This window comes from Metasolibacillus fluoroglycofenilyticus, from assembly GCF_003049645.1.
GTDB classification, from domain to species: Bacteria; Bacillota; Bacilli; order Bacillales_A; family Planococcaceae; genus Metasolibacillus; species Metasolibacillus fluoroglycofenilyticus.
Genome location: NZ_PYWK01000003.1, coordinates 99,595 through 119,919, shown reverse-complemented (window position 1 = coordinate 119,919; position 20,325 = coordinate 99,595). Strand labels below are relative to the sequence as shown.

Sequence of the window (20,325 nt, the reverse complement as noted above, 5' to 3'; positions counted from 1 at the left end):
TTCAATGTCACAACCAATCTACTGGACAAGCTTCTATTATGGAGATATTCAGTTTGTTATTGCAGCGATGGAGCAAGGTTTATGCTATACTGGCTCACTACATGAAAATGAAGAAGAATTGCTTGTATGGGCTAAGAAGCATTATAAAGACAGTGAAGTGAAAGAAGACGCTAGTAAGCTAGCGCTTTATATACAACAGTTCACTGAATATTTTCAAGGTCAAAGACAGCAATTTGATTTTCCTGTGTATTATAAGGGTACTCCTTTTCAGGAAAGTGTATGGAGAGAATTACAGCAAATTCCTTATGGTGAGACATGTACCTATTCTGATATTGCTATGCGCATCGGGAATCCAAAGGCAGTACGAGCAGTGGGCGGTGCTGTCGGTGCGAACCCTGTAATTATCATCGTGCCATGTCATAGAGTAATTGGAAAAGATGGCTCTTTAACAGGCTTTAGCGCAGGGATTGAGCTGAAGAAGGCATTACTAGCGATTGAAGGGCAGTAATACGTATAAAATCAAGCATGTTGCATCTCAGCATGCTTTTCATTTATCTTGTTTCCAGCTTTGACTAGGGCCTGTGCAAACTTGTGACTTCAGCTAAGAGGTTCAATATTCAATAATTGCAGTGTAATAGAAAGCTAAGGAGAGGGTTTTCATGCCAATAAACGATTTTGATCAGAGGCTTAACGAAGTCAGACAATTAGTTTTTATTGATGAAAATGATTTTTTACGTGAAAAATGCTCAGATACAGATAAGCTCTATGCTGCCCTTCGCTTAGGTGATTTTCTTCTACTACAGCCAACTACGGAAGGCGATATAAAGTTTAGAACATATCGCAATATCGGCTATCTAAATAGGTTAGTAGGATGTATCGCAACGTCATTATATTACATAAAAGAAGCGCTTGATTATTTTGAACCAAAAGGCGGAGTAGAGTACATACTAACATTGATTAACTATGGAGAAACAATTAAACATACAAAAGACTATGAAAAAGCACTAAATATATTTGAACAAGCATTAATTTATTGTGATGCTCATAATTTACAGCAATTTGAGGACAGTATATGGCAGTTTAAAGGGAAATGTTATTTAGAGCAAGGCAATGTTGATAATGCGGAGCGTTGTTTTTATAAGGCCTATGCAATTCGCAAAAAACGCAATGACAAAAGGATGCTTGTTCCGTCTGAAAATGCATTAAAGTATATAGGAAGAATAAAGCGCTAAAGAAGGGGAATTGTCCGAAAAGTCTATTTTTTTTGACACCGCATTGAAATAAATGTTTTCATTGCTTCCCTTTTATTGAAGGACAACACTGCTAAAGCCCATGTTCATCCCATTTTTAAAAGAGGGGGGTTCTCTGTTTATCCCGTATTAACAAATTTGTTTGCGACGAGTAACCGCAGGAGCAGGCTGTAATACCCCCACTTCAAAACAGCAGATAAAAACAAGATGTTTAAGCGGGGGATCAAACAGCCTGTAAAAACTAAGAATGAGGCCAACACGATGTTGGTCACACAAGCGTTTTCGCAGGATGCGAAGATCCTAGCTTGTGTTCCTCTATCACCAATCAGTGGGGGTGTGCGAAGCCCCCACTGATTGAAGGTTCACTTTATAGGAATCAACATTTTGTGAAACATCATCGCTCCTGTCCCAAATGCCGGCTATGCACGGCTTTTTGGACAGCCCCCCTGCTTCTCTATTAAATATTCTTGCATTAGCAAAAATAAATTGTCGCTAGCCTTTACGCAAAGGGGGACGTCTCAAAATGCCTTTTCAGACGATCCATTTCCTATTTTAAAAAATCATAAGCATTTTTAGCGAGCAATGTAATAGTAACGATGATAAATAATATGCGGACATAGCCGCTACCTCGCTTTATTGCGTATTTCGAGCCACATATAGCCCCGGCAATTTGTGCCACCCCCATAATTAGACCGTATGTATAATTTACTTGTCCCAGTGACATAAACATAAGCAATCCACCGATGTTGCTACCAAAGTTTAAAAATTTTGCATTGCCTGCTGCCTTCAAAAAATCAAAGCCAACGATAAGAAAGGCAAAAATTAAAAATGAGCCAGTTCCAGGACCTAAAAAGCCGTCATAAAAGCCAATAATAAAGAGCACGCACAAAAAGATTAAAAGCTTTTTCGGTGACAGGCTTTTATAGGTAGAAAGATGTCCCCAATCCTTTTTAAAAATCGTATAGACAGCTACAGTTGCTAGCATAACAAGCATTAATGGCTTTAAAATTTCTGGATTGATTAAATGGACAGTCCATGCACCAAGCATGGACCCGAAAAATGATAATGGAAACCATTTATAGACAGATTTAATATCGAGCTTTCCAGAGCGATAAAATGTAATGGTGCTCGTCATAGAGCCTAGTGTGCCTGCTAGCTTATTTGTCGCTACAGCAGAGGCAGGACTAAGCCCCGTAAATAACAGGGCTGGTAGCATAATAAGCCCCCCGCCACCTACAACAGAATCAACAAAAGCAGCTAAAAAACCAAAGAAAATTAAAATAATAATAAGTGATATATCTAAATCAAATGGCATTGGCTAACCTTCCTTCTACTATACAACTGAATTATAACAGAAGTTTTAATTAATCAACCATGCGTTTTTTACAAAGTATAATTGCAATGACCCAAGCAGCAATTGTCCATATTAAAATTCCTATAATTGGTATTGAAATATCGCCTTGAGCTAAGTCTGCTAATTGGGAGCTAGGTAACCATTTAGCAATATTTAATACAGAAAAGCGCTCTGCAAACATTAAAAGCATTGGACCAAATGGGAAAATAATTACTACTGGTAATACTGTGAATGTTGTTTCAAGTGTTGATTTTGCGAATAAGCCACAAATTGTTCCTAGAGCAGCATAAAATAATGTTGATAAAATTAGGGCAACTATCATAGCAGCGCTAGGCATATAACCTATGATATAACAGCATAGTCCAATGATAATCGCTGTTATAGCGGAGACTAGTGCACTCTTACCAATTAAAATATCTGCAAGTGAAGCAGGCGACAATAATAGACTGCGCAATGTGTTGCGTTCCTTTTCCTCGGCGATTAAGGCAGCCTGTATAAAGGCTGTAACCATACCGAAAGTAATAGCCAGAGGGAACATTAACTTTTGTGCTACATCTATCTCCATATCACGATAGAGAAAGGTCATAATAAGTGGAACAAATATCATTACTGAAATGGCATAGTTGCGTGAAAACTCCTTATAATCTTTCATGAAAATCGCTTGAATGCGTGTAAATGAAATGTTCATCATTGTAAGTCACTCCCTGTAATTTGCATAAAAATATCACCTAAAGTCGGTTCGTTTGAAAAGATACGCGAAATTTGATTGTTTGTCATCCAATCGTATATCAATTGGGCATTTTGTGCGTCGTTTTTAATAATCTGAGATGTACCATCATGTAATTCAACAGTTATCGTTTGCTCGCTATATTGTTTTTTTAATTGTGCTGGTGAACCAATTGCTTGAATTTTGCCCTTATTTAAAAAGGCTACACGGTCGCACAATGTTTCAGCCTCCTGCATATCATGAGTAGTTAGAAAAATTGTTGTACCAAGCTCATTTAAAGCGCGTAGCCCTTTGTAAATATGTGCTGTATTAACAGGGTCAAGTGCAGAGGTTGGCTCATCTAAAAATAGTAGGTCAGGTTTGTGCAAGATAGCTCTAGCTAATAAAACGCGTTGAGTCATCCCTTTTGACAGCATGCTCACTTTTTTCTTTCTTTCTCCATATAAATTGACAAATTCAAGGGCTTCTTTAATCGCTGTTGTAGGCACATCATACAGCTTGCAATAAAGTGCTAAATTTTCTTCAATAGATAAACGTGAATAGAGACCACTGTTATCTGTTAAAATGCCGAATTTCTTCCTATTTTCACTTTTTTGCATAGCGCTAACAGGCATATTGAAAACAAATGCTTCGCCACCATCTTTATGGAGCTGTGCAGTTAAAACTTTAATTGTTGTTGTTTTACCTGAGCCACTAGGACCAAGAAAACCAAAAATTTCTCCTTTTTGAATAGAAAATGTAACATCTGCTAAAGCATTGGATTGTTGGAATGCTTTTTTTAAGTGACGAACATCAATAATCGTTGTCATATTTGTATTTCCCCTCCGTATTCGTTATGTTCTTAATGTAATGTATCGGAAGAAAATGAGCATTAAGTTTATGACGAAAGGAGGGGAAATAAGGGTAATAAGAGGAATAGAAAGGTTGAATGGAGCAAATTATTTCCCCGGAAATTCGCTAAATTCCGATAAGCTCTTTTAAAGAGGCAAGCTTGTTTTTAGATAAAGGCACCGTAGTTTTAGTTGTTGTATGAATGGATAAGCTATAGCTATTTTTAGTCCATGTAATAATTTCACGCACCTTTTGTAAATTGACAATATAGGAGCGGTGGCATCGGAAAAAGCCAAGAGGTAAAAGTCGTTGCTCAAGCTCTGTTAAAGTTAATGAACAGGGATATGCCTCCCCAGCCACATAAATTGATACTTCTCCTTCCACACTTTCTATATAGTCAATTTCAGGTGGATTAAATAAAATAATTTTGTCATTTTTCTTTGTTGGGATTTTTTCAATCTTTATGGGAGAAAATACGGCTGTGTCATTTGGTGCTATATCTTGTCCTACAACATCCAATAATCGCAAACCATCTGCATCCAAGCGACTTGTTTCATGACAGGAAATAAATAAATCCTCTAAATTATTAGAAAGTAATAAAATCATTTTCTGTGCCATTTTTTCAAATAATTGAACAATCAATTGTTTTGAAAAATCTTCCATGTTCTGAAGGGGTTCTTCAATTACAAGGATGGAGGCAGGTGTTAAATAAAGCTTTAAGAAATGAAGTAATTGACGATTGCTATTTGAAAGCTTATCTATCTTAATATTCTGGCAATCAAATAGGTTAATAAGCTGTAATAATTCCTCGACTGATTCAGTTGAGTTGAACAGCTTTTTGAAGAACGCGACATGCTCCTTCACTGTTAAACGCTCATAAAGACTGTCATCTTTTAAATGAATATACGTATTTGGCTGTTTCATAAACGCCTTTAGTACATGTTGTATTTTAGCTTGGTCTGTATAAATACCCATTATAAAAGCCTGTTTATAGGGAATTGCTAGCTGGGGACAAATAATATTGCCAGCTTCAACATATGCGGAAATGTCGATTGTCTTTGTTTGCATGTAAAAAAACCTCACTTTAAGTACGCTACTGTTATTATATAATAGGATATAGCATGTTAAAATAAATAGTTCGTGTTACTGTAATAATAAGATTTTTTAATAAAGGAAGTGTTAGAATGATGACTCCATTTTTAACTGTTGCGGAAGTTCGTTTAATTGAACAGCAATTAGTGAAAATAGTAAACGCCAAAGCCTCATCAAAGGATATGAATATATTGTCGACAGTTAGAGAGCTTGCTATAGTAGCATTGAATGAAAAAATGCCATTTGTAGAAAATCAAGAAACGTTGCGAAAAGCTATTGAAACAGTAGAGGATCGTCTAGATGTAACATTATTTATTGAAAACCTTCAAATATATACGATTCCATTTAAGCAAATTTCTGAAAAGGATATTGAAAAGCTGTTTAAAAAAGAAAAGAAGCTTAAAATGCCAAATTTGAGTAAAATTGATTGGAGAGGCATAAGCTACTTATCATGGCAGGATTCCGGTACACACCGCCAATATATTATTATTGAGCATGAGAATGATTTTATAGGCTTGAGAGGGACAATTAGCGATGCAAATACGAAGGGAGTTTGTGCGATTTGCAACGAGCATTCAAATGTTCATCTTTTTACAGCAAAGGTAAAAGGACAAGCGGATGCTTATAAATCATATAGTCAGTACATTTGTGCTGACGCGGCATACTGTAATCGCCATTTAAAGGATTATAAAAAACTTATTCAATTCGTCGAAAGTAATTTAGTCTAAAATTTAAGGGTCATTGATGTAAGTGGAATTGATAGAAGGAGAAAACATAATGAATAAAGCTATTCTTTTGCTCGTATCTGTGCAATTTTTCGTTTATGTAGGATTTGGTTTAATTATTCCTGTTTTACCAGAGGTCATTGTGAAGCAAGATTTTCATCCGATGCATGTTGGTGGCTTGTTGACGATTTATTCACTTGCTAGCTTTTTTACAGCTCCTTTATGGGGGCGTTTATCTGATAAAGTAGGGCGCAAAAAATTAATATTAGTCGGCTTACTTGGCTTTAGCTTAAGCTTTATGCTTGTTTCGGTGTTTATCCATTCACTGCCAATGCTCTATGCTTCTCGCATTGTTGGTGGTTTGTTTTCTGGAGCTTTATATACAGCTGTAACAGGTTTTATTGGAGATATTTCTAATGAAGATAACCGTAATAAATATATGGGCTTTATGGGGATGTCTATTGGTCTAGGCTTTATTTTCGGACCAGCAATCGGTGGTTTACTTGGTGAAATAAGTATTCGGATGCCGTTTACAGTATCGGCAATATTAATTTTCGCCCTGTTTTTCTATGCATTAGCCGTATTAAAAGAGCCAGATACGTACCGTAAAACAGAGGGGCGTGCAATTATTCCAATGGCTGCTGGCAAGCTATTTGGCTACCGCATTCGTTATTTATTTATCTTTTCATTTGTAGTGACATTTTTGTTAGCAGGTGTTGAATCGACATTGCAGCTCTTCCAAATGGATGCAATTCAAATTACATCTGCACAAATTGGCTCGCTGTTTTTATTTAGTGGCTTTGTCGACTTTTTTATTCAAGGAATGGTTGTTCGCAAAGTGAAAGATGGGCATGAGCCGAAGTGGTTGATGGCTGCACAAATTATTACAGCAATTGGTCTATTCATGCTGCCGTTTACGAATAGCTTATTTTTTGCAGGGGCAGCTCTTTGTGTCTTTACGGCAGGTAATGCACTTGCCCGCACTTTGAATACATCGCTAGCCTCAAAGGAATCAGGGGGAATGTATGGTACAGCAGCAGGAGTTGTTTATTCAATGGACAGTTTAGGGCGCATTATCGGACCGTTATTCTTTACTTGGTTACTGACAGCTAGTGGTGGGAAGACGTACTATTTATCCGCAAGCATTGCTGTTGCAAGTGTTTTGCTACTATGGACATTCAAAAAAAGCATGAAATCATTGAGAACTGTAAAATAGGACATTTCAAAAGGAAGGCACTGAAAAGTCGATTTGTCATAAGGTTTGTGGCGTAAATTTTCTTTTTCATTTGCTAAATTCGAAAGGGGGCGTCCAAACAGCAGGCGAAGCACTGCTGTTTGGACACCCCTATTATTTTTAAATTAGTACCTTGCATTGAACAATAGTAGATGCTATACTACTAATTAATAAATAATAGTGGAGGGGGGAGCGAAGTGAATCCACAGTTTAAAAAGGGTGTACTGAATTTATGTGTGCTTGCATTGTTGGAAAAGCGTGATATGTATGGCTATGAGCTTGTACAAGCGATTTCTAGCAAAATCGATATTTCTGAAGGAGCGGTTTATCCGTTACTTCGCAGGCTAACTGCGGAAGGTTATTTTACAACGTATATGATGGAATCGACAGAAGGACCTGCGAGAAAGTATTATCAGTTAACTAGTGCAGGGAAGGAACAGCTAGACACACAAAAGTTGGAGTGGCAACAATTTTATCAGGCGGTAAACGATTTAGTAAATAAGGGGGAACAATAATAATGGAACAACAATTTTTGAGCAAGCTAGAGCAAGCGTTAGCAAAGTTAAATAATAATGAGCGTCAAGATATCATTCGGGATTTCAAGGAATATTTTGCAAGCGGTCAGGCAGAAGGAAAAACAATCGAGGAAATGATTGACTCATTAGGTGATATAAATGAATTAGCCGAGGAAATATTGAAGGCTTATTCTGAGCAGGAGTTTGTACAAACAGCGAATGTTGTGAAGGAGGAGGCGTTTGATCATATTAAAATTGATAGTGAGCTTGCCTCTATACAGCTATTACCGTCTCCGACGGGCAGATTTTATACGGAAGTGAAAAGTAAAGGTGAGCAATATACAACGGATGTAGAAATTGTTAATAACACATTAACCGTAAAAATTGAACGGGCTGAAAGTACATTTAAAATTTTTGGCTTGAAAATTAATTTTAACTTTAATACAGAAAGCGCAGCTACTGCAATGATTTATGTACCAGAAAAGCTGTATCAAAGCATCGTGATTAAAAATGAAATTGGTGGTTCTGTTATAGAAAGGCTACAGGCTAAAGAAATCAAATGTCATACAACTGTCGGCAAGGCAATGTTGAAAAATGTTTTAGCTGGGGAGTTAAATGTAAAGTCGAGTGTTGGCAAAGCAGAGCTTCAATCTGTTCACGCAACGACAGCTATTGTAAAAAGTGAAGCAGGAAAAGTTATTATTGAAAATAGCATTGCAGAAACTTGGAATGTGAAGTCTGAAGCCGGACGTGTAGATTTAATTAATATTCAGGGGGAAATTGATGCGCGCTCTGAGGCTGGCAAAATTAATATGGATGTCGAAAGCATCACGAAGCCGCTAAAGCTAAAAACAAGCGTAGGTAGAATAGATGTTTTAACAAAGAATGCGATTGATAACGCTACAGTTGAAGCAAAATCAGAGCTCGGTAAAATTTCTGTTTATGGCGAAAGTGGCAAGCGTATTGTTTATGGTACAGGGGAAAATCTTGTTAAATTAAAAACGGAGCTAGGCAGCATTACGATTGCACAAAAATAATTGGCTGCTATAGTTCGAATGGTGCGTAGTCAAGTAGTTGTAAGTTTGTTACAATGACAGTAATAGACGATTGATACATGGGGTGACACGCTAAATGTTTTGGATGCTACTATTTGGTTTTTTATTAATTAGTTTAGTCATGATTGTTATTTATAAATATGATGATTCTTTGTTTAGTAAAGCGACATCATATTCTATTTTCGAAGTATTAAGTAATAGTAGAGTTCGCTCACTATATAAATTGACAGAGGAATTAAAGGCCACACAAGAAAAGTATGATATTTTATTTGATGTTCAGCTAGTTCCAAATGAACAGCCTGTAGATGCCATTATTATGCACTCCACAGGGGTTTATATAGTAAATGTTGAACAGAAAAAAGGTTGGATTGCTGGACGCGAACAGGATATTGAATGGACACAGCTACTATATAAGGGAAAAAAGGAATCTTTCCCAAATCCAATCCATCTAACGCAGCGCTATACTTATCAATTACGTGATTTGCTGCCGACTATACAGGCAGATGCATATAAGACAATCGTTATTTTTACAAATGAGTGCTCCTTCCAAAAAATTGAGTTGCACTCTACAAAAGTAGATGTATTGAAGACCAAAGATTTAAAAGGCTGGAGTGCTCAATTCCGAGGACAAGAGGAGCTAATCTCTCCAGAAAATATACAGGCAGCATATGATGTATTGAAGGATAGAAGGACTGCCACGCATTTAGCAATAGAAACAGCTTGAAAAAATCCGGATGCAATTACACCGAGGCGTAATTGATTATAGGGGTCAGGGCTATCTGAAAAGGAACACCTTTTCGGATAGCCTTTTTTATTTCAAAAGTGTCAAAAATGTTTATAAAATGTGTTATATGTGTGTTATATGATAGAAGAAAAAGTGAAATAAGGCTAGCTCACATTGACATCTCGATTGGCAATGACCAATACTTATGATGATGTTAGCCACCTTGATTTACCAGATTTTTAAAGAATAAAAAGGTATAAATTTTTGACATTTCAACAGCGTCAAGACTAAACGTGGGCCTCGCTTTCCTCACATTGTGAAAGCAAAATGACTAAAGACGACAGATATAGAATAACGCCAATTTCTATACGAATGCTTAATTAGTGTTTGACTTCTTTCGGAAGGCGACAGGACACAGACTGACAAAGAAGGACTCAGCCTAAGCACATCGCGTCTTGCGGCAAATGTCACAGGTCATGACGGTTTTAGGAGGTTAACTTCCACCTATTAGCTCAAAGAAATTTAAACACACTTACGCCGAGGTGTAACTTATTTGAATGAAAGGTAGTGAAAATATTGCCAAAAAAATTATTAGTTTCAGTATTTCTATTAACTATTTTATTGCTAGGCTGTAGTCAGCAAGTGAAAAATCCGCTTAATTGGGAGTTAAAGGAGTTTATATTCACAAATCAAGAAAATCAGGAGTTTGGATTAGCGGATTTAAAAGGCAAGATATGGGTAGCCGATTTTGTGTTTACAAATTGTGCGACAGTTTGCCTCCCAATGATGGCGAATATGACTGAGCTACAAGAAAAACTTCATGAGGAGAACTTGGATGTAGAATTAGTGTCTTTTAGTGTTGACCCAGAAATAGACACGCCAGAAGTTTTAAAAGAATATGCTTTAAGCTATGGTGCAGATTTAACTAGCTGGAACTTATTAACAGGTTATTCACAAGAAATAATCGAACAGTTTGCATTAGAAAACTTTAAAACGATTGCTAGAAAGCCTGCTGATGACACACAAGTAATACATGGCACATCTTTTTATTTGATTAATGAAGATGGCATCGTTATTAAGGATTATAATGGGCTTAATGTGCCGTATGAAGAAATGATTAAAGATATAAAATTGCTATTTAAGGAGTGAGTTTATGCGATTGAAAAAAAGTAGAGGAGTAGCCATGCTTACTGCTTTAATTATTGTTGTTATTTTAATAAGTTTCATTATACCTAGAGAAACTCTTCCATCTGCACATACTAGAGTTATTTTAGAGCATACGATTAAAACATATATTGCACCTCAATGCTTTGAGGATGCCAATGCGACAAATTTTCTTGAAGAATCCACATTAGGGGAAGCGAAAAAATTAAACTATGCATCTCACTCGGCTTGTACTGATGAAGCGTTACAGGGCGAAAAAGATAGACTAATGGTTAGTTTACTAAAGGAAATTGGCTTGCTAAAGACAAAATGGGATAGTTGGTAATGCTCAACGCGACTAGCTGATAAGATTTTGCTTAAAAGTATGAAACAAAATAGTCGTTTGCAAAAAATAGCTGAATTTGGCTTTTGGAAAGAAGCAAATCGACCTTCTTTTCAAAACAATTTCCTGTACAATAGAGAAAAAGATTGCAGGAGAAGATGATGAAACAATTATCAAAAAAGGAAGCAAGTATTTATTATATAAAGCAATATATTAGCATATTTGCATGTCCATTTTGTCAGATGGAAATGCAACTAAATGATACGGGAACTATGAGTTGTGTGAATAAACATTCATTTGATATGGCAAAGCAGGGCTATATGAATTTTATGACAAAACCAGTAGTATCAATGTATAGCAAAGAATTATTTGAAGCGCGTCAGCAGGTGATTGCGAGCGGTCTTTATGACCCGCTACAGCAGGTAATTGCAGATTTACTAACTGGTGAGCAACGGATTTTAGATACAGGCTGTGGTGAAGGCTCGCACTTAGCACGAATTTGTACACAGTTACCGAATGCACTTGGTGTTGGTATCGATATTGCGAAGGAAGGTATTTTAGCTGCTGCGAAATTTTATAGCGAAAAAATATGGTGTGTCGGTGATTTGGCAAATAGTCCATTTCAGTCAGAAAGCTTTACGACAATTTTAAATATTTTGTCACCAGCTAATTATGAGGAATTTAAACGCCTGCTTAACCCAAATGGCAAAGTAATTAAAGTCGTGCCACAGACAGATTATTTAAAAGAGATACGCGTCCAAGCATTTGCTGATTCTGAAAAAGAAAGCTACTCTAATGCACAGACAGTCGAACGATTTAAAGAAAGCTTTGCTAAAGTAAATGTGCAGCGTATTACTTACACAGTGCCATTAGCAACAGAGCTTGCACCAAAGCTATTGCAAATGACACCTATGGGTTGGCATATTGAAAATATAGCGGCAGTGGAGTTGCCACAAATTACGATAGATGTGGATATTTTAGTTGGGGAAGTATAACAAGGGGGGAGTATTGTATGAAAAATATTTTAGTATTAGGTGGAACGCGATTTTTCGGTCGTAAATTAGTTGAGCTTTTAATAGCTGAAGGACATCAAGTGACAATTATAACGCGAGGAAATTCAAGTAACCCATTTGGGGACAAGGTGGAGCATGTCATTGTCGATCGAACAAAAGAGCCTGATTTACAGTCATTTATGGAAAATCGCATGTTTGATATTGTATACGATAATATTTGCTACTCTCCAAATGAGGCGAAGGCTTTTTGTGATATATTTAACGGGAAAATTGGGAAGCTTGTTTTCACATCAACTCTATCAACATATGAAATTGATGGCAATGTCAAAGTTGAGCATGACTTTGACCCATATAATTATACGATTCGTATGGGGGATTCGGCAGATTTCACTTATGGAGAGGGCAAGCGTCAAGCCGAGGCTGTATTTTTTAAATATGCTGAATTTCCAATTGTAGCAGTGCGTTTTCCAATTGTTATGGGTGTCGATGATTATACGGAGCGATTACACTTTCATGTGAAGCGGGTAGCGCAAGAAGAACCGATTGGCTTTGTTAATATGGATGCTGAAATGTCCTTTATTCAAGCGGATGAGGCAGCAAGATTTTTATTATGGGCTGGGCAAGCGACTATAGAAGGGCCTTTTAATGCGACGGCAACGGGGGCTGTGACGTTACAGGCATTAATGACCTTAGTCGAGCGGGTTACAGGCAAACGGGCAAAAATCGCACTTTTGGGTGATGATGAAATACGTTCGCCGTATGCTGTCCCTAAATCATGGTATATGAAAAATGATAAAGCAGCAGCTGCAGGCTTTCAGTTTTCAAAACTTGATAGCTGGCTAGAAAATTTAGTACAGGACATCGCAAAACAATACACTTAATTGAAAGTACGCCTCTTTTTTATTAAAATAAAAGTATTAAAAAATAAGGTAGGGCAATGATGTGTATAAATTAGCAGCGAATATTTGTAAGGTAATTTTGAAAATAAATGGTGCAAAGGCGAAGGTTTACGATGCAGGGAATTTACCTAAGGACGGGGGCTTTGTCATTGCGTGTACGCATACCGGTTATATTGATATTATTAATTTAGGTGTATCCGTGTATCCTCGCGAAATTCATTTTATGGCGAAAAAGCAGTTGTTTGAAATGAAAGGGCTTGGTTGGTTAATTGACAAATTAAATGCTTTTCCAGTGGACCGAGATAATCCAGGGCCAAGTGTTATTAAAATTCCACGACAGCTTATTAAGGAAGGCAAAGTTGTCGGGATTTTCCCAAGCGGCACGCGTTCTACGGAAAATAATGATTTAAAGCAGGGGGCAGTAACGATTGCCCAGTTAGCGAAGACGCAAATTGTACCAGCTGCTTATATCGGTCCACGTAATGTAGGTGAGGTATTTAAACGCCAAAAGGGCTATTTAATTTATGGTAAGCCTTTTACAGTAGAGAGCGGTAAAGAAGCACGCGATGAGGCGACGAAGTTTTTAGAGCAGGAGTTTCAGCGTCTAACAGAAGAATTACAAGCAAAAATATAGGGTGGTGCTCAGTGGGTGCGGATATTATTTGTATGCTTAGGCAATATTTGTAGGTCACCTATGGCAGAGGCTGTTATGCGCGATTTACTGACGAAGCGTGGTTTAAGTGAGCAAATTACAGTGGATTCAGCAGGTACAAGTAATTGGCATGTCGGTGAACCGCCACATAAGGGAACACAGGCAAAGTTAGCTGAATATGGTATTGCAACAGCAGGGATGCAATGTCGCCAACTAAAAATTGGTGACTTTACGGATTTTGATTATATTGTTGGAATGGATATAAGCAATGTGGACAATATTCGTAAAATGCTTAAACAGCCAAATGATGCAAAGATTTTCCGTTTCTTAGATTTAACTGCACATCAAAAAGATGTACCAGACCCGTGGTATACAGGCGATTTTCAAGAAACATATAATCTTTGCTTAGAGGGCTGTGAGGCATTGTTGGAGAAGGTTTTAGCAGATATGCAGAAGAGCTAGTAGCCAAAATATAAGTCGATTTACACTGAAGGTTTTGGTGTGAATCGGCTTTTTTTCCAGTGTACTCTTATTGGCATCAGCTATTTTGTTGTTATTTATAAATCTATTTTCAAATGACACGATAAAATGAGTATCTTATTATCGTTATAATTCTTTAAAAAAGGGTACAAATAGAGCAAAGGATATGTCGGAGGAGGGATAAATTATGGATGTTAAAGGAAGGCGGAAAAGCAGCAATGTTGAGGACCGCCGGGGGATGAGTGCTGGAAAAGTTGGCGGTGGCTTAGGTGGTGTTGGAATTATTATTGTCATTATTTATACATTGATTAGTGGTGGAGATGCTGGTGATGTATTAAACACTGTAACGAAAAGCATTACACAAAACGGACAAATGACAGAGGAATACACACCAAGTCGTGAGGAGGAGGAGCTGGCAGAATTTGTAGCAGTTGTGCTTGCAGATACCGAGGATGTATGGGCACAAATTTTTGCAAGCAATGACATGACTTATAAAAATCCAACACTCGTGTTATTTACGGATAGCGTTAGCTCGGGCTGTGGTTTGCAAAGCGCTGCAGTCGGACCATTTTACTGTCCAGCTGACTATAAACTGTATATCGACTTAAGCTTCTATAGTGAATTGAAAAATCGTTTTAAAGCACCCGGAGATTTTGCGATGGCATATGTGATTGCACATGAGGTAGGTCACCATGTACAAACGTTATTAGGCTATTCCCAAAAAGTACATTCATTAAATGGCAAAGTTTCAAATGCAGAATACAATGAGCAGGTGAAGCGCCTTGAATTACAGGCTGATTATTTAGCGGGTGTGTGGGCGCATCATGTGCAAAACAAAGGCTACTTAGAAGAAGGCGATTTTGCAGAGGCATTAACCGCCGCAAATGCTATAGGAGATGACACATTGCAAATGCAGGCACGTGGTTATGTGGTGCCAGAAAGCTTCACACATGGTACGAGCGAGCAACGTATGCGCTGGTTTACGAATGGTTATAAAAATGGTACATTGCAGGGCGGAGACACATTTAATGCAACAAATTTATAGCATAATATGAAGCGCAGTATTTTAAATTTCTTTACTTATTATGTATAATAAATAAGTTAAAACATTATTTCGTTTCATAAATGAATTTAGATATGATTGAAAGAGAGTGAATCTGATGGGGCGTAAATGGAATAATATTAAGGATAAAAAAGCAGGGAAGGACGCAGCGAATAGCCGTATTTATGCGAAATTTGGTCGTGAAATTTATGTTGCGGCAAAATCTGGCGAACCAAATCCAGAATCTAACCGTGCATTAAAAACGGTTTTAGAGCGTGCAAAAACGTATTCTGTACCGAAGCATATTATTGAAAAGGCAATTGAAAAAGCAAAGGGCGGCGGAGATGAGCAATTTGATGAGTTACGCTATGAAGGGTTCGGCGTAGGTGGCACAATGGTCATTGTTGACGCTTTAACGAATAACGTCAATCGCACTGCTTCTGAGGTGCGTGCGGCATTTGGGAAAAATAGCGGTAATATGGGTGTAAGTGGCTCAGCGGCGCATATGTTCCAAAGCACCGCCGTATTTGGTGTTGAAGGCAAAACAGAGGACGAAATACTAGAAATTCTAATGGAAGCAGACTTGGATGCACGTGATATTATGGATGAGGAAGGGACAATTATCGTATACACAGAACCAGACCAATTCCATGCGACGCAAGAAGCGTTAAAAGCAGCAGGTATCGAAGAATTTGCTGTGGCAGAATTGACGATGCTTCCAATGACAGAAGTAGCATTAACAGGCGACGATTTAGTAAAATTCGAAAAAATGATTGATGCTCTTGAAGATTTAGAGGATGTGCAACGCGTCTACCACAACGCTGATTTAGGTGAATAGAAAATAAGCGTCTTATAGCTTTACTGTGGCATCTTTTTGTTAGCAAAGCTTTTTAACGGATATGTGATATAGAGATTAAGGCTGTCAAGAAAGTAATTACTTTTTTGGCGGTCTTTTTCATTGCCTTATTGTGAAAGGTTGAAATGCAAGTTTTTTTTGCTATTGTGGAATTTGTCGAAATAAGCCACAATATTGATTAACTATAAAAAAATATGAAAGGAGACTACTTATGAAACGAACAAATAGATTAGCAAGCCGAATTATAGCAATTATTATTGCAGTATTTATTGTGCTAATTGTCTCTAATATTTTTATGATGAGCTACAACACGAAGAAATCTGTAAAGGCAACATTAGGAGAACATAGTGTGACAGTAGCACAAAATATGGCTCAATATATGGATGTTGAAGGCTATAAGCAACTAGCGAATTCACCGCAAGAAAATGAACTATATTGGAGATTGCGTGAGCAATTAAATGATTTGCGTGAAAAGAACGGCGTATTATATGCATATACATTTGCTGCACCTACAAATGGAAAAGAAGGTAATGGCGTCTTTTTAGTGGATGGCATGCCGGCGGATGACCATGAAAATGCAGCTACTATTAGCAGTGAATCAAGTGCGACATCCAATGCAGATCTTTTGCGAGCTTTGGAAGATGGTTACTATTATACAGATGTAATCGAAAGCGAGTTTGGGCAATTTATTTCCGGAACAATTCCCGTAAAAGATGCAAATGGTGAGGTAGCTTTTTATTTAGGAATAGATATAGATGCAGATTATGTTGATGTAGTAAGTAGTCTAATTTCAAAAGAAATTATACCGACTGTTGTTATTATATTTAGCCTTATTTCCATTTTAGGCTTAGCTATACTTTATTACTATATTAATAGCGCATTGCGCCCTTTAAAATCCTTAAAGGAATCAGCAACGTATTTAGCAGAAGGCAATATTAAAGATGCTAACGAAGTAGTATCTCATATCAATATGTCAAATGGCAATGAAATCTCGCTATTCGCAAGAGATTTCACAGATGCACTGGGACAGCTTTCGGCAACATTTGAAACAATTCATTCGAAAACAAATAGTTTAGAGCAGGTCGTTGAAGATATTAATGCGACAGCTCATCATGTAAGTGAGTCGAATAACACAATTGCTGCAAGTGTCACACAAATTGCAGAAGGCAGTGGAAAGCAACAAATTAGCAATGATGAGGTTATGCAGGCGATGAGTGAAATGGCAATCGGCATTCAAAGATTAGCTGATACAACGAGCGATATTGCAGAATCCTCAAGTGATATGACAGAGCTTGTTGAAAAGAGTACGACAAATTCAAAGCAAGTGGTGCAGCAAATTCATAATGTAGAGTCTTCAGTTGTAAGGACGTCAGAGCAAGTACGCGAAATGGGAGCACGATTCCATTCAATAGAAGAAATGGTAACTGTTATTACAAGCATTGCCGATCAAACTAATTTACTTGCATTAAATGCGGCAATTGAAGCAGCAAGAGCAGGAGAGGCAGGTAAAGGCTTTGCTGTTGTTGCAGATGAGGTACGTAAATTAGCAGAGATGTCGCGAACTTCCGCGGACGATATTCACCATCATTTACAAAGCTTTTTAGAAATTGCAGAGCGTGCTTTAAGTGAAATGGCTGTAAGTACGGAAGAGGTAAAAGAGGGAAGTTTAGCAGTTACAGCTATCGGTGAAAACCTAGAAAGTATTTTACAATCTGTTCTGAGAGTAAATAACAATATTCAGGAAAACTCAGCGGTTATAGAGCAAATGTCGGCAAGTTCTGAGGAGATATTAGCATCTGCTGAAGATATGAACCAACTTGTCACTAATACAACGACGCAAACACAGGAAGTGGCACAATCAATCGATATCCAAGTAGATATGGTTGAAAAATTAAGCGAGGTAGTAGAACAGCTCGATACTACTTCAAAAGACGTTATCACAGAAATAGAGAAATTTAAATTATAAAATTGGTTAACTTCTTTCAGCGATGTTTACTGCGGTGAGTAACCGTAGGAGCAAAATCTTTTTGTAGCAACAGCTACAGAAGACTCATGCTAATAAAAAGGAACCCGGTCTAAAAAACATCGCATCCTGAGGTAATGACTAAGTAACCAACATCGTGTTGGACAAACTTACAGCGGATGTCACAGATATTGGAGGGGCCGTGTGATGCAGGTCAGTTAACCGTTGGCGTGTGACATGACGATTTTAGGTTAATTTCTATCAAATGGTTCGAAAAAATCTAGACACAATTACAATGAGGGGTAATTGATAAAATCATTTTAGGACATAAAATGAATAATGAGTAAGGGAGGTGTTCATATTTTGGACAACCTCCCTTTCTTTTAAATTAATCATCATCAGTCCCATACCTTCGTGTAATAAGTAGGGGCTATTCAGAAGCACAATATTTTTCCTGTTAACAATACTTGTTGTAATGAAAATAAGTTAAGAAGCCTTTGTCTTTAGAGTTGCTCACCTCTTTATTCGAATCAAATATTTGTTATTGTGAAATTTTCACTTTATGTAATAATTATATATTATTAGGGAGAAAGACAGGGGGATGGTTAAAATGATACGCTTTTTGCAATCGATACAAGGAAAATTATTAATATTTTCTTTCTTAATTTTTTTTATCCCAAGCTTAATTATTAGCATTGTAAGCTACTCGACAGCAAAGCAAGGGATGGACGAAGTAGGAAAGACAGTTATTAAAAACAGCGTAGAAACATCATTAGAATTAATTGCAATTGCTGAGACTGAAGTTCAAAACGGAATGGTTACATTAGAGGAGGCACAGGAACGTGTTAAATCGCAGTTAATTGGTGCCCTAAATGCGGAAGGACAGCGTCCAATAACTTATCCAGCAGACTTGGGTGAAAATGGCTATATTTATATTCTAGACCATGATGGAACAGTATTAGGTCATCCTACTCGCGAGGGAGATAATTTATGGGATAGTCAGGATAGCTCAGGTCAATATTTTGTTCGTGAAGTAAAAGAAAAGGCATTAGCAGGCGGGGGTTTTACATATTATGATTTTGAGCTACCAGGTCAAACTGTTATTGCACCGAAATTGATTTATTCAAAGTTAGACCCGCATTGGAATTGGATTGTCGCTTCAGGTACATATATGCAAGATTTCAATTCTCCCGTGAGTCATTTAGTGAAAGTAATTATCGTGACACTTATTTTGTCAATTGCAGCAGGTGGGATTGTTGCCACTTTATTCTCACGTCATTTGGCAACTCCATTAGTAAAATTATCACAAAGTGTGAGTCAAGTAGCAGATGGTAATTTAACAGTTACAATAGATAAACTGCAGCGACAAGATGAAATAGGTGTTTTAAATAATGGCTTTAATAATATGGTCGTACATTTAAAAACACTTATTACAGATGTGGAAAATGCCATTTCTGAAATTCAAACGACCTCTAGCAATTTATCCGCTGTTGCGGAAGAAACGACTGCATTAGGTGAAAATATTGTTAACGCAGTAGAAGAGGTTGCAAGTGGAGCCACACAGCAAGCGCTAGATACGGAGCAAACAAATCGTTCGACAGCTGATTTTGCAGCTCAAATTGATGTACTGCATGAAAAAAATGAATTAATTTTAACTTCTTCCGTAGAAATGCGAAAATCGAATGAGCAAGGATTAACTAATTTACAGCATTTACAACAAAGCTCTGAGGAATCTAATAAGCTTATGACACAAGTGCAAGATGTGTTCAATAATTTAATGCAAAAGCTAGCTGAAATTGAAGGCATTGTTGGCACGATTAATGAAATCTCAGACCAAACAAATTTATTGGCACTGAATGCCTCCATTGAAGCTGCTAGAGCGGGTGAGCATGGCAAAGGCTTTGCGGTAGTGGCAGAGGAGGTGCGCAAGCTAGCAGACCAAACGAACCAGGCGACTAGCTCCGTACGTAATACATTAAGAGGGATTGAAATGGAAACAAATGTTGTGACGCATGAAATGGAGAAAGCATCATTGATTGTACAACAACAGCGTGAATCAGTGGAGACAACACAAAGCTCATTTGAGGCAATTGAAAAAGCGGTTGAGCATATTACAGCTATAATAAACGATATGTCTGCGAGTGTGAATCAATTGAACACCTCTAAAAATGCAATGCTTATTTCGATGGATAGCATTGCCCATATTAGTGAGAAAAACGCGGTTGTTACACAGGATGTAACGGCTTCTGTAGAGGAGCAGCAACGGGCTATAGAGCTTGTGACAAATTCGTCGAATGAGTTAACAGGCGAGATTAATAGTTTACAGGAGGCTATTAATCAATTTAAAGTATAGGTGCCTGGCACGCAAACAATTCTGACAATTTACTACAATTAATATTCTTTCAGAATAGTTGCAAAATTGAAGAT

General features: G+C 37.4%; 21 protein-coding genes. 17 read left to right on the top strand and 4 right to left on the bottom strand.

Annotated features, from left to right (window positions below):
• Positions 1-4: 4 nt before the first annotated feature.
• Positions 5-508, top strand: a complete 504-nt coding sequence (locus C9J36_RS12880) for a methylated-DNA--[protein]-cysteine S-methyltransferase (protein ID WP_107943377.1) — start codon at positions 5-7, stop codon at positions 506-508.
• 151 nt (positions 509-659) lie between these two features.
• Complete coding sequence (locus tag C9J36_RS12875) at positions 660-1,232, top strand: tetratricopeptide repeat protein (RefSeq protein WP_066169291.1); 573 nt, start codon at positions 660-662, stop codon at positions 1,230-1,232.
• 565 nt (positions 1,233-1,797) lie between these two features.
• On the opposite strand, the gene C9J36_RS12870 is transcribed toward C9J36_RS12875, so the two are convergent.
• The 4 genes from C9J36_RS12870 to C9J36_RS12855 all read right to left on the bottom strand — a co-directional run bounded on the left by C9J36_RS12870 (position 1,798) and on the right by C9J36_RS12855 (position 5,230).
• On the bottom strand, positions 1,798-2,565 hold the full coding sequence (locus C9J36_RS12870) for a TSUP family transporter (RefSeq protein ID WP_066169289.1): 768 nt from the start codon (positions 2,563-2,565) through the stop codon (positions 1,798-1,800).
• Between the two features lie 49 nt (positions 2,566-2,614).
• Positions 2,615-3,295, bottom strand: coding sequence for an ABC transporter permease (locus C9J36_RS12865; protein ID WP_235616071.1), 681 nt, complete (start codon positions 3,293-3,295; stop codon positions 2,615-2,617).
• On the bottom strand, positions 3,292-4,140 hold the full coding sequence (locus C9J36_RS12860; protein ID WP_107943376.1) for an ABC transporter ATP-binding protein: 849 nt from the start codon (positions 4,138-4,140) through the stop codon (positions 3,292-3,294). The genes C9J36_RS12865 and C9J36_RS12860 overlap by 4 nt, the downstream gene beginning before the upstream one ends.
• 148 nt (positions 4,141-4,288) lie before the next feature.
• Entirely contained in the window at positions 4,289-5,230 is a 942-nt protein-coding gene (locus C9J36_RS12855) for a LytTR family DNA-binding domain-containing protein (RefSeq protein ID WP_066169285.1), read from the bottom strand.
• A gap of 116 nt (positions 5,231-5,346) precedes the next feature.
• Here C9J36_RS12855 and C9J36_RS12850 point away from each other — a divergent pair, with 116 nt between their 5' ends.
• From C9J36_RS12850 to C9J36_RS12780, 15 genes are all read left to right on the top strand, one after another.
• Entirely contained in the window at positions 5,347-5,982 is a 636-nt protein-coding gene (locus C9J36_RS12850; RefSeq protein ID WP_066169284.1) for a FusB/FusC family EF-G-binding protein, read from the top strand.
• A 49-nt stretch (positions 5,983-6,031) separates the two neighbouring features.
• On the top strand, positions 6,032-7,195 hold the full coding sequence (locus C9J36_RS12845) for an MFS transporter (RefSeq protein WP_066169280.1): 1,164 nt from the start codon (positions 6,032-6,034) through the stop codon (positions 7,193-7,195).
• A 215-nt stretch (positions 7,196-7,410) separates the two neighbouring features.
• On the top strand, positions 7,411-7,728 hold the full coding sequence (locus C9J36_RS12840) for a PadR family transcriptional regulator (RefSeq protein WP_066169278.1): 318 nt from the start codon (positions 7,411-7,413) through the stop codon (positions 7,726-7,728).
• 2 nt (positions 7,729-7,730) lie between these two features.
• Positions 7,731-8,765, top strand: coding sequence for a DUF4097 family beta strand repeat-containing protein (locus C9J36_RS12835; RefSeq protein WP_066169277.1), 1,035 nt, complete (start codon positions 7,731-7,733; stop codon positions 8,763-8,765).
• Positions 8,766-8,859: 94 nt separating this feature from the next.
• Positions 8,860-9,507, top strand: a complete 648-nt coding sequence (locus tag C9J36_RS12830) for a nuclease-related domain-containing protein (RefSeq protein WP_107943375.1) — start codon at positions 8,860-8,862, stop codon at positions 9,505-9,507.
• 576 nt (positions 9,508-10,083) lie between these two features.
• Complete coding sequence (locus C9J36_RS12825; RefSeq protein ID WP_235616070.1) at positions 10,084-10,656, top strand: SCO family protein; 573 nt, start codon at positions 10,084-10,086, stop codon at positions 10,654-10,656.
• A 4-nt stretch (positions 10,657-10,660) separates the two neighbouring features.
• A complete protein-coding gene (locus C9J36_RS12820) occupies positions 10,661-10,996 on the top strand; it encodes a hypothetical protein (protein WP_201261947.1) in 336 nt (111 codons plus the stop codon).
• A 158-nt stretch (positions 10,997-11,154) separates the two neighbouring features.
• Positions 11,155-11,988, top strand: coding sequence for a putative RNA methyltransferase (locus C9J36_RS12815; RefSeq protein ID WP_107943374.1), 834 nt, complete (start codon positions 11,155-11,157; stop codon positions 11,986-11,988).
• A 17-nt stretch (positions 11,989-12,005) separates the two neighbouring features.
• Positions 12,006-12,887 carry an NAD-dependent epimerase/dehydratase family protein gene (locus tag C9J36_RS12810; RefSeq protein WP_066169268.1) on the top strand — a complete coding sequence of 294 codons (882 nt, stop codon included), beginning with the start codon at positions 12,006-12,008 and terminating at the stop codon, positions 12,885-12,887.
• A 61-nt stretch (positions 12,888-12,948) separates the two neighbouring features.
• Positions 12,949-13,539, top strand: a complete 591-nt coding sequence (locus tag C9J36_RS12805; protein WP_107943373.1) for a lysophospholipid acyltransferase family protein — start codon at positions 12,949-12,951, stop codon at positions 13,537-13,539.
• Between the two features lie 15 nt (positions 13,540-13,554).
• Positions 13,555-14,019 carry a low molecular weight protein-tyrosine-phosphatase gene (locus C9J36_RS12800; RefSeq protein WP_268807882.1) on the top strand — a complete coding sequence of 155 codons (465 nt, stop codon included), beginning with the start codon at positions 13,555-13,557 and terminating at the stop codon, positions 14,017-14,019.
• 205 nt (positions 14,020-14,224) lie between these two features.
• On the top strand, positions 14,225-15,082 hold the full coding sequence (gene ypfJ / locus C9J36_RS12795; RefSeq protein ID WP_066169261.1) for a KPN_02809 family neutral zinc metallopeptidase: 858 nt from the start codon (positions 14,225-14,227) through the stop codon (positions 15,080-15,082).
• A 115-nt stretch (positions 15,083-15,197) separates the two neighbouring features.
• On the top strand, positions 15,198-15,917 hold the full coding sequence (locus C9J36_RS12790) for a YebC/PmpR family DNA-binding transcriptional regulator (protein ID WP_066169260.1): 720 nt from the start codon (positions 15,198-15,200) through the stop codon (positions 15,915-15,917).
• Between the two features lie 229 nt (positions 15,918-16,146).
• Positions 16,147-17,901: a methyl-accepting chemotaxis protein gene (locus C9J36_RS12785; RefSeq protein ID WP_066169258.1), complete on the top strand. Its 1,755-nt coding sequence runs from the start codon at positions 16,147-16,149 to the stop codon at positions 17,899-17,901.
• Positions 17,902-18,508: 607 nt separating this feature from the next.
• On the top strand, positions 18,509-20,251 hold the full coding sequence (locus C9J36_RS12780; protein ID WP_235616069.1) for a methyl-accepting chemotaxis protein: 1,743 nt from the start codon (positions 18,509-18,511) through the stop codon (positions 20,249-20,251).
• The last annotated feature ends 74 nt before the right edge of the window (positions 20,252-20,325 follow it).

Excerpts from the sequence above, each read along its gene's own strand:
- C9J36_RS12860 (WP_107943376.1), bottom strand. The coding sequence starts at position 4,140 with ATGACAACGATTATTGATGTTCGTCACTTAAAAAAAGCATTCCAACAA.
- C9J36_RS12815 (WP_107943374.1), top strand. The coding sequence starts at position 11,155 with ATGAAACAATTATCAAAAAAGGAAGCAAGTATTTATTATATAAAGCAA.
- C9J36_RS12790 (WP_066169260.1), top strand. The coding sequence starts at position 15,198 with ATGGGGCGTAAATGGAATAATATTAAGGATAAAAAAGCAGGGAAGGAC.
- ypfJ (WP_066169261.1), top strand. The coding sequence starts at position 14,225 with ATGGATGTTAAAGGAAGGCGGAAAAGCAGCAATGTTGAGGACCGCCGG.
- C9J36_RS12855 (WP_066169285.1), bottom strand. The coding sequence starts at position 5,230 with ATGCAAACAAAGACAATCGACATTTCCGCATATGTTGAAGCTGGCAAT.
- C9J36_RS12845 (WP_066169280.1), top strand. The coding sequence starts at position 6,032 with ATGAATAAAGCTATTCTTTTGCTCGTATCTGTGCAATTTTTCGTTTAT.
- C9J36_RS12820 (WP_201261947.1), top strand. The coding sequence starts at position 10,661 with ATGCGATTGAAAAAAAGTAGAGGAGTAGCCATGCTTACTGCTTTAATT.
- C9J36_RS12865 (WP_235616071.1), bottom strand. The coding sequence starts at position 3,295 with ATGATGAACATTTCATTTACACGCATTCAAGCGATTTTCATGAAAGAT.
- C9J36_RS12880 (WP_107943377.1), top strand. The coding sequence starts at position 5 with ATGTCACAACCAATCTACTGGACAAGCTTCTATTATGGAGATATTCAG.
- C9J36_RS12830 (WP_107943375.1), top strand. The coding sequence starts at position 8,860 with ATGTTTTGGATGCTACTATTTGGTTTTTTATTAATTAGTTTAGTCATG.
- C9J36_RS12780 (WP_235616069.1), top strand. The coding sequence starts at position 18,509 with ATGATACGCTTTTTGCAATCGATACAAGGAAAATTATTAATATTTTCT.
- C9J36_RS12870 (WP_066169289.1), bottom strand. The coding sequence starts at position 2,565 with ATGCCATTTGATTTAGATATATCACTTATTATTATTTTAATTTTCTTT.
- C9J36_RS12785 (WP_066169258.1), top strand. The coding sequence starts at position 16,147 with ATGAAACGAACAAATAGATTAGCAAGCCGAATTATAGCAATTATTATT.
- C9J36_RS12810 (WP_066169268.1), top strand. The coding sequence starts at position 12,006 with ATGAAAAATATTTTAGTATTAGGTGGAACGCGATTTTTCGGTCGTAAA.
- C9J36_RS12850 (WP_066169284.1), top strand. The coding sequence starts at position 5,347 with ATGATGACTCCATTTTTAACTGTTGCGGAAGTTCGTTTAATTGAACAG.
- C9J36_RS12875 (WP_066169291.1), top strand. The coding sequence starts at position 660 with ATGCCAATAAACGATTTTGATCAGAGGCTTAACGAAGTCAGACAATTA.
- C9J36_RS12835 (WP_066169277.1), top strand. The coding sequence starts at position 7,731 with ATGGAACAACAATTTTTGAGCAAGCTAGAGCAAGCGTTAGCAAAGTTA.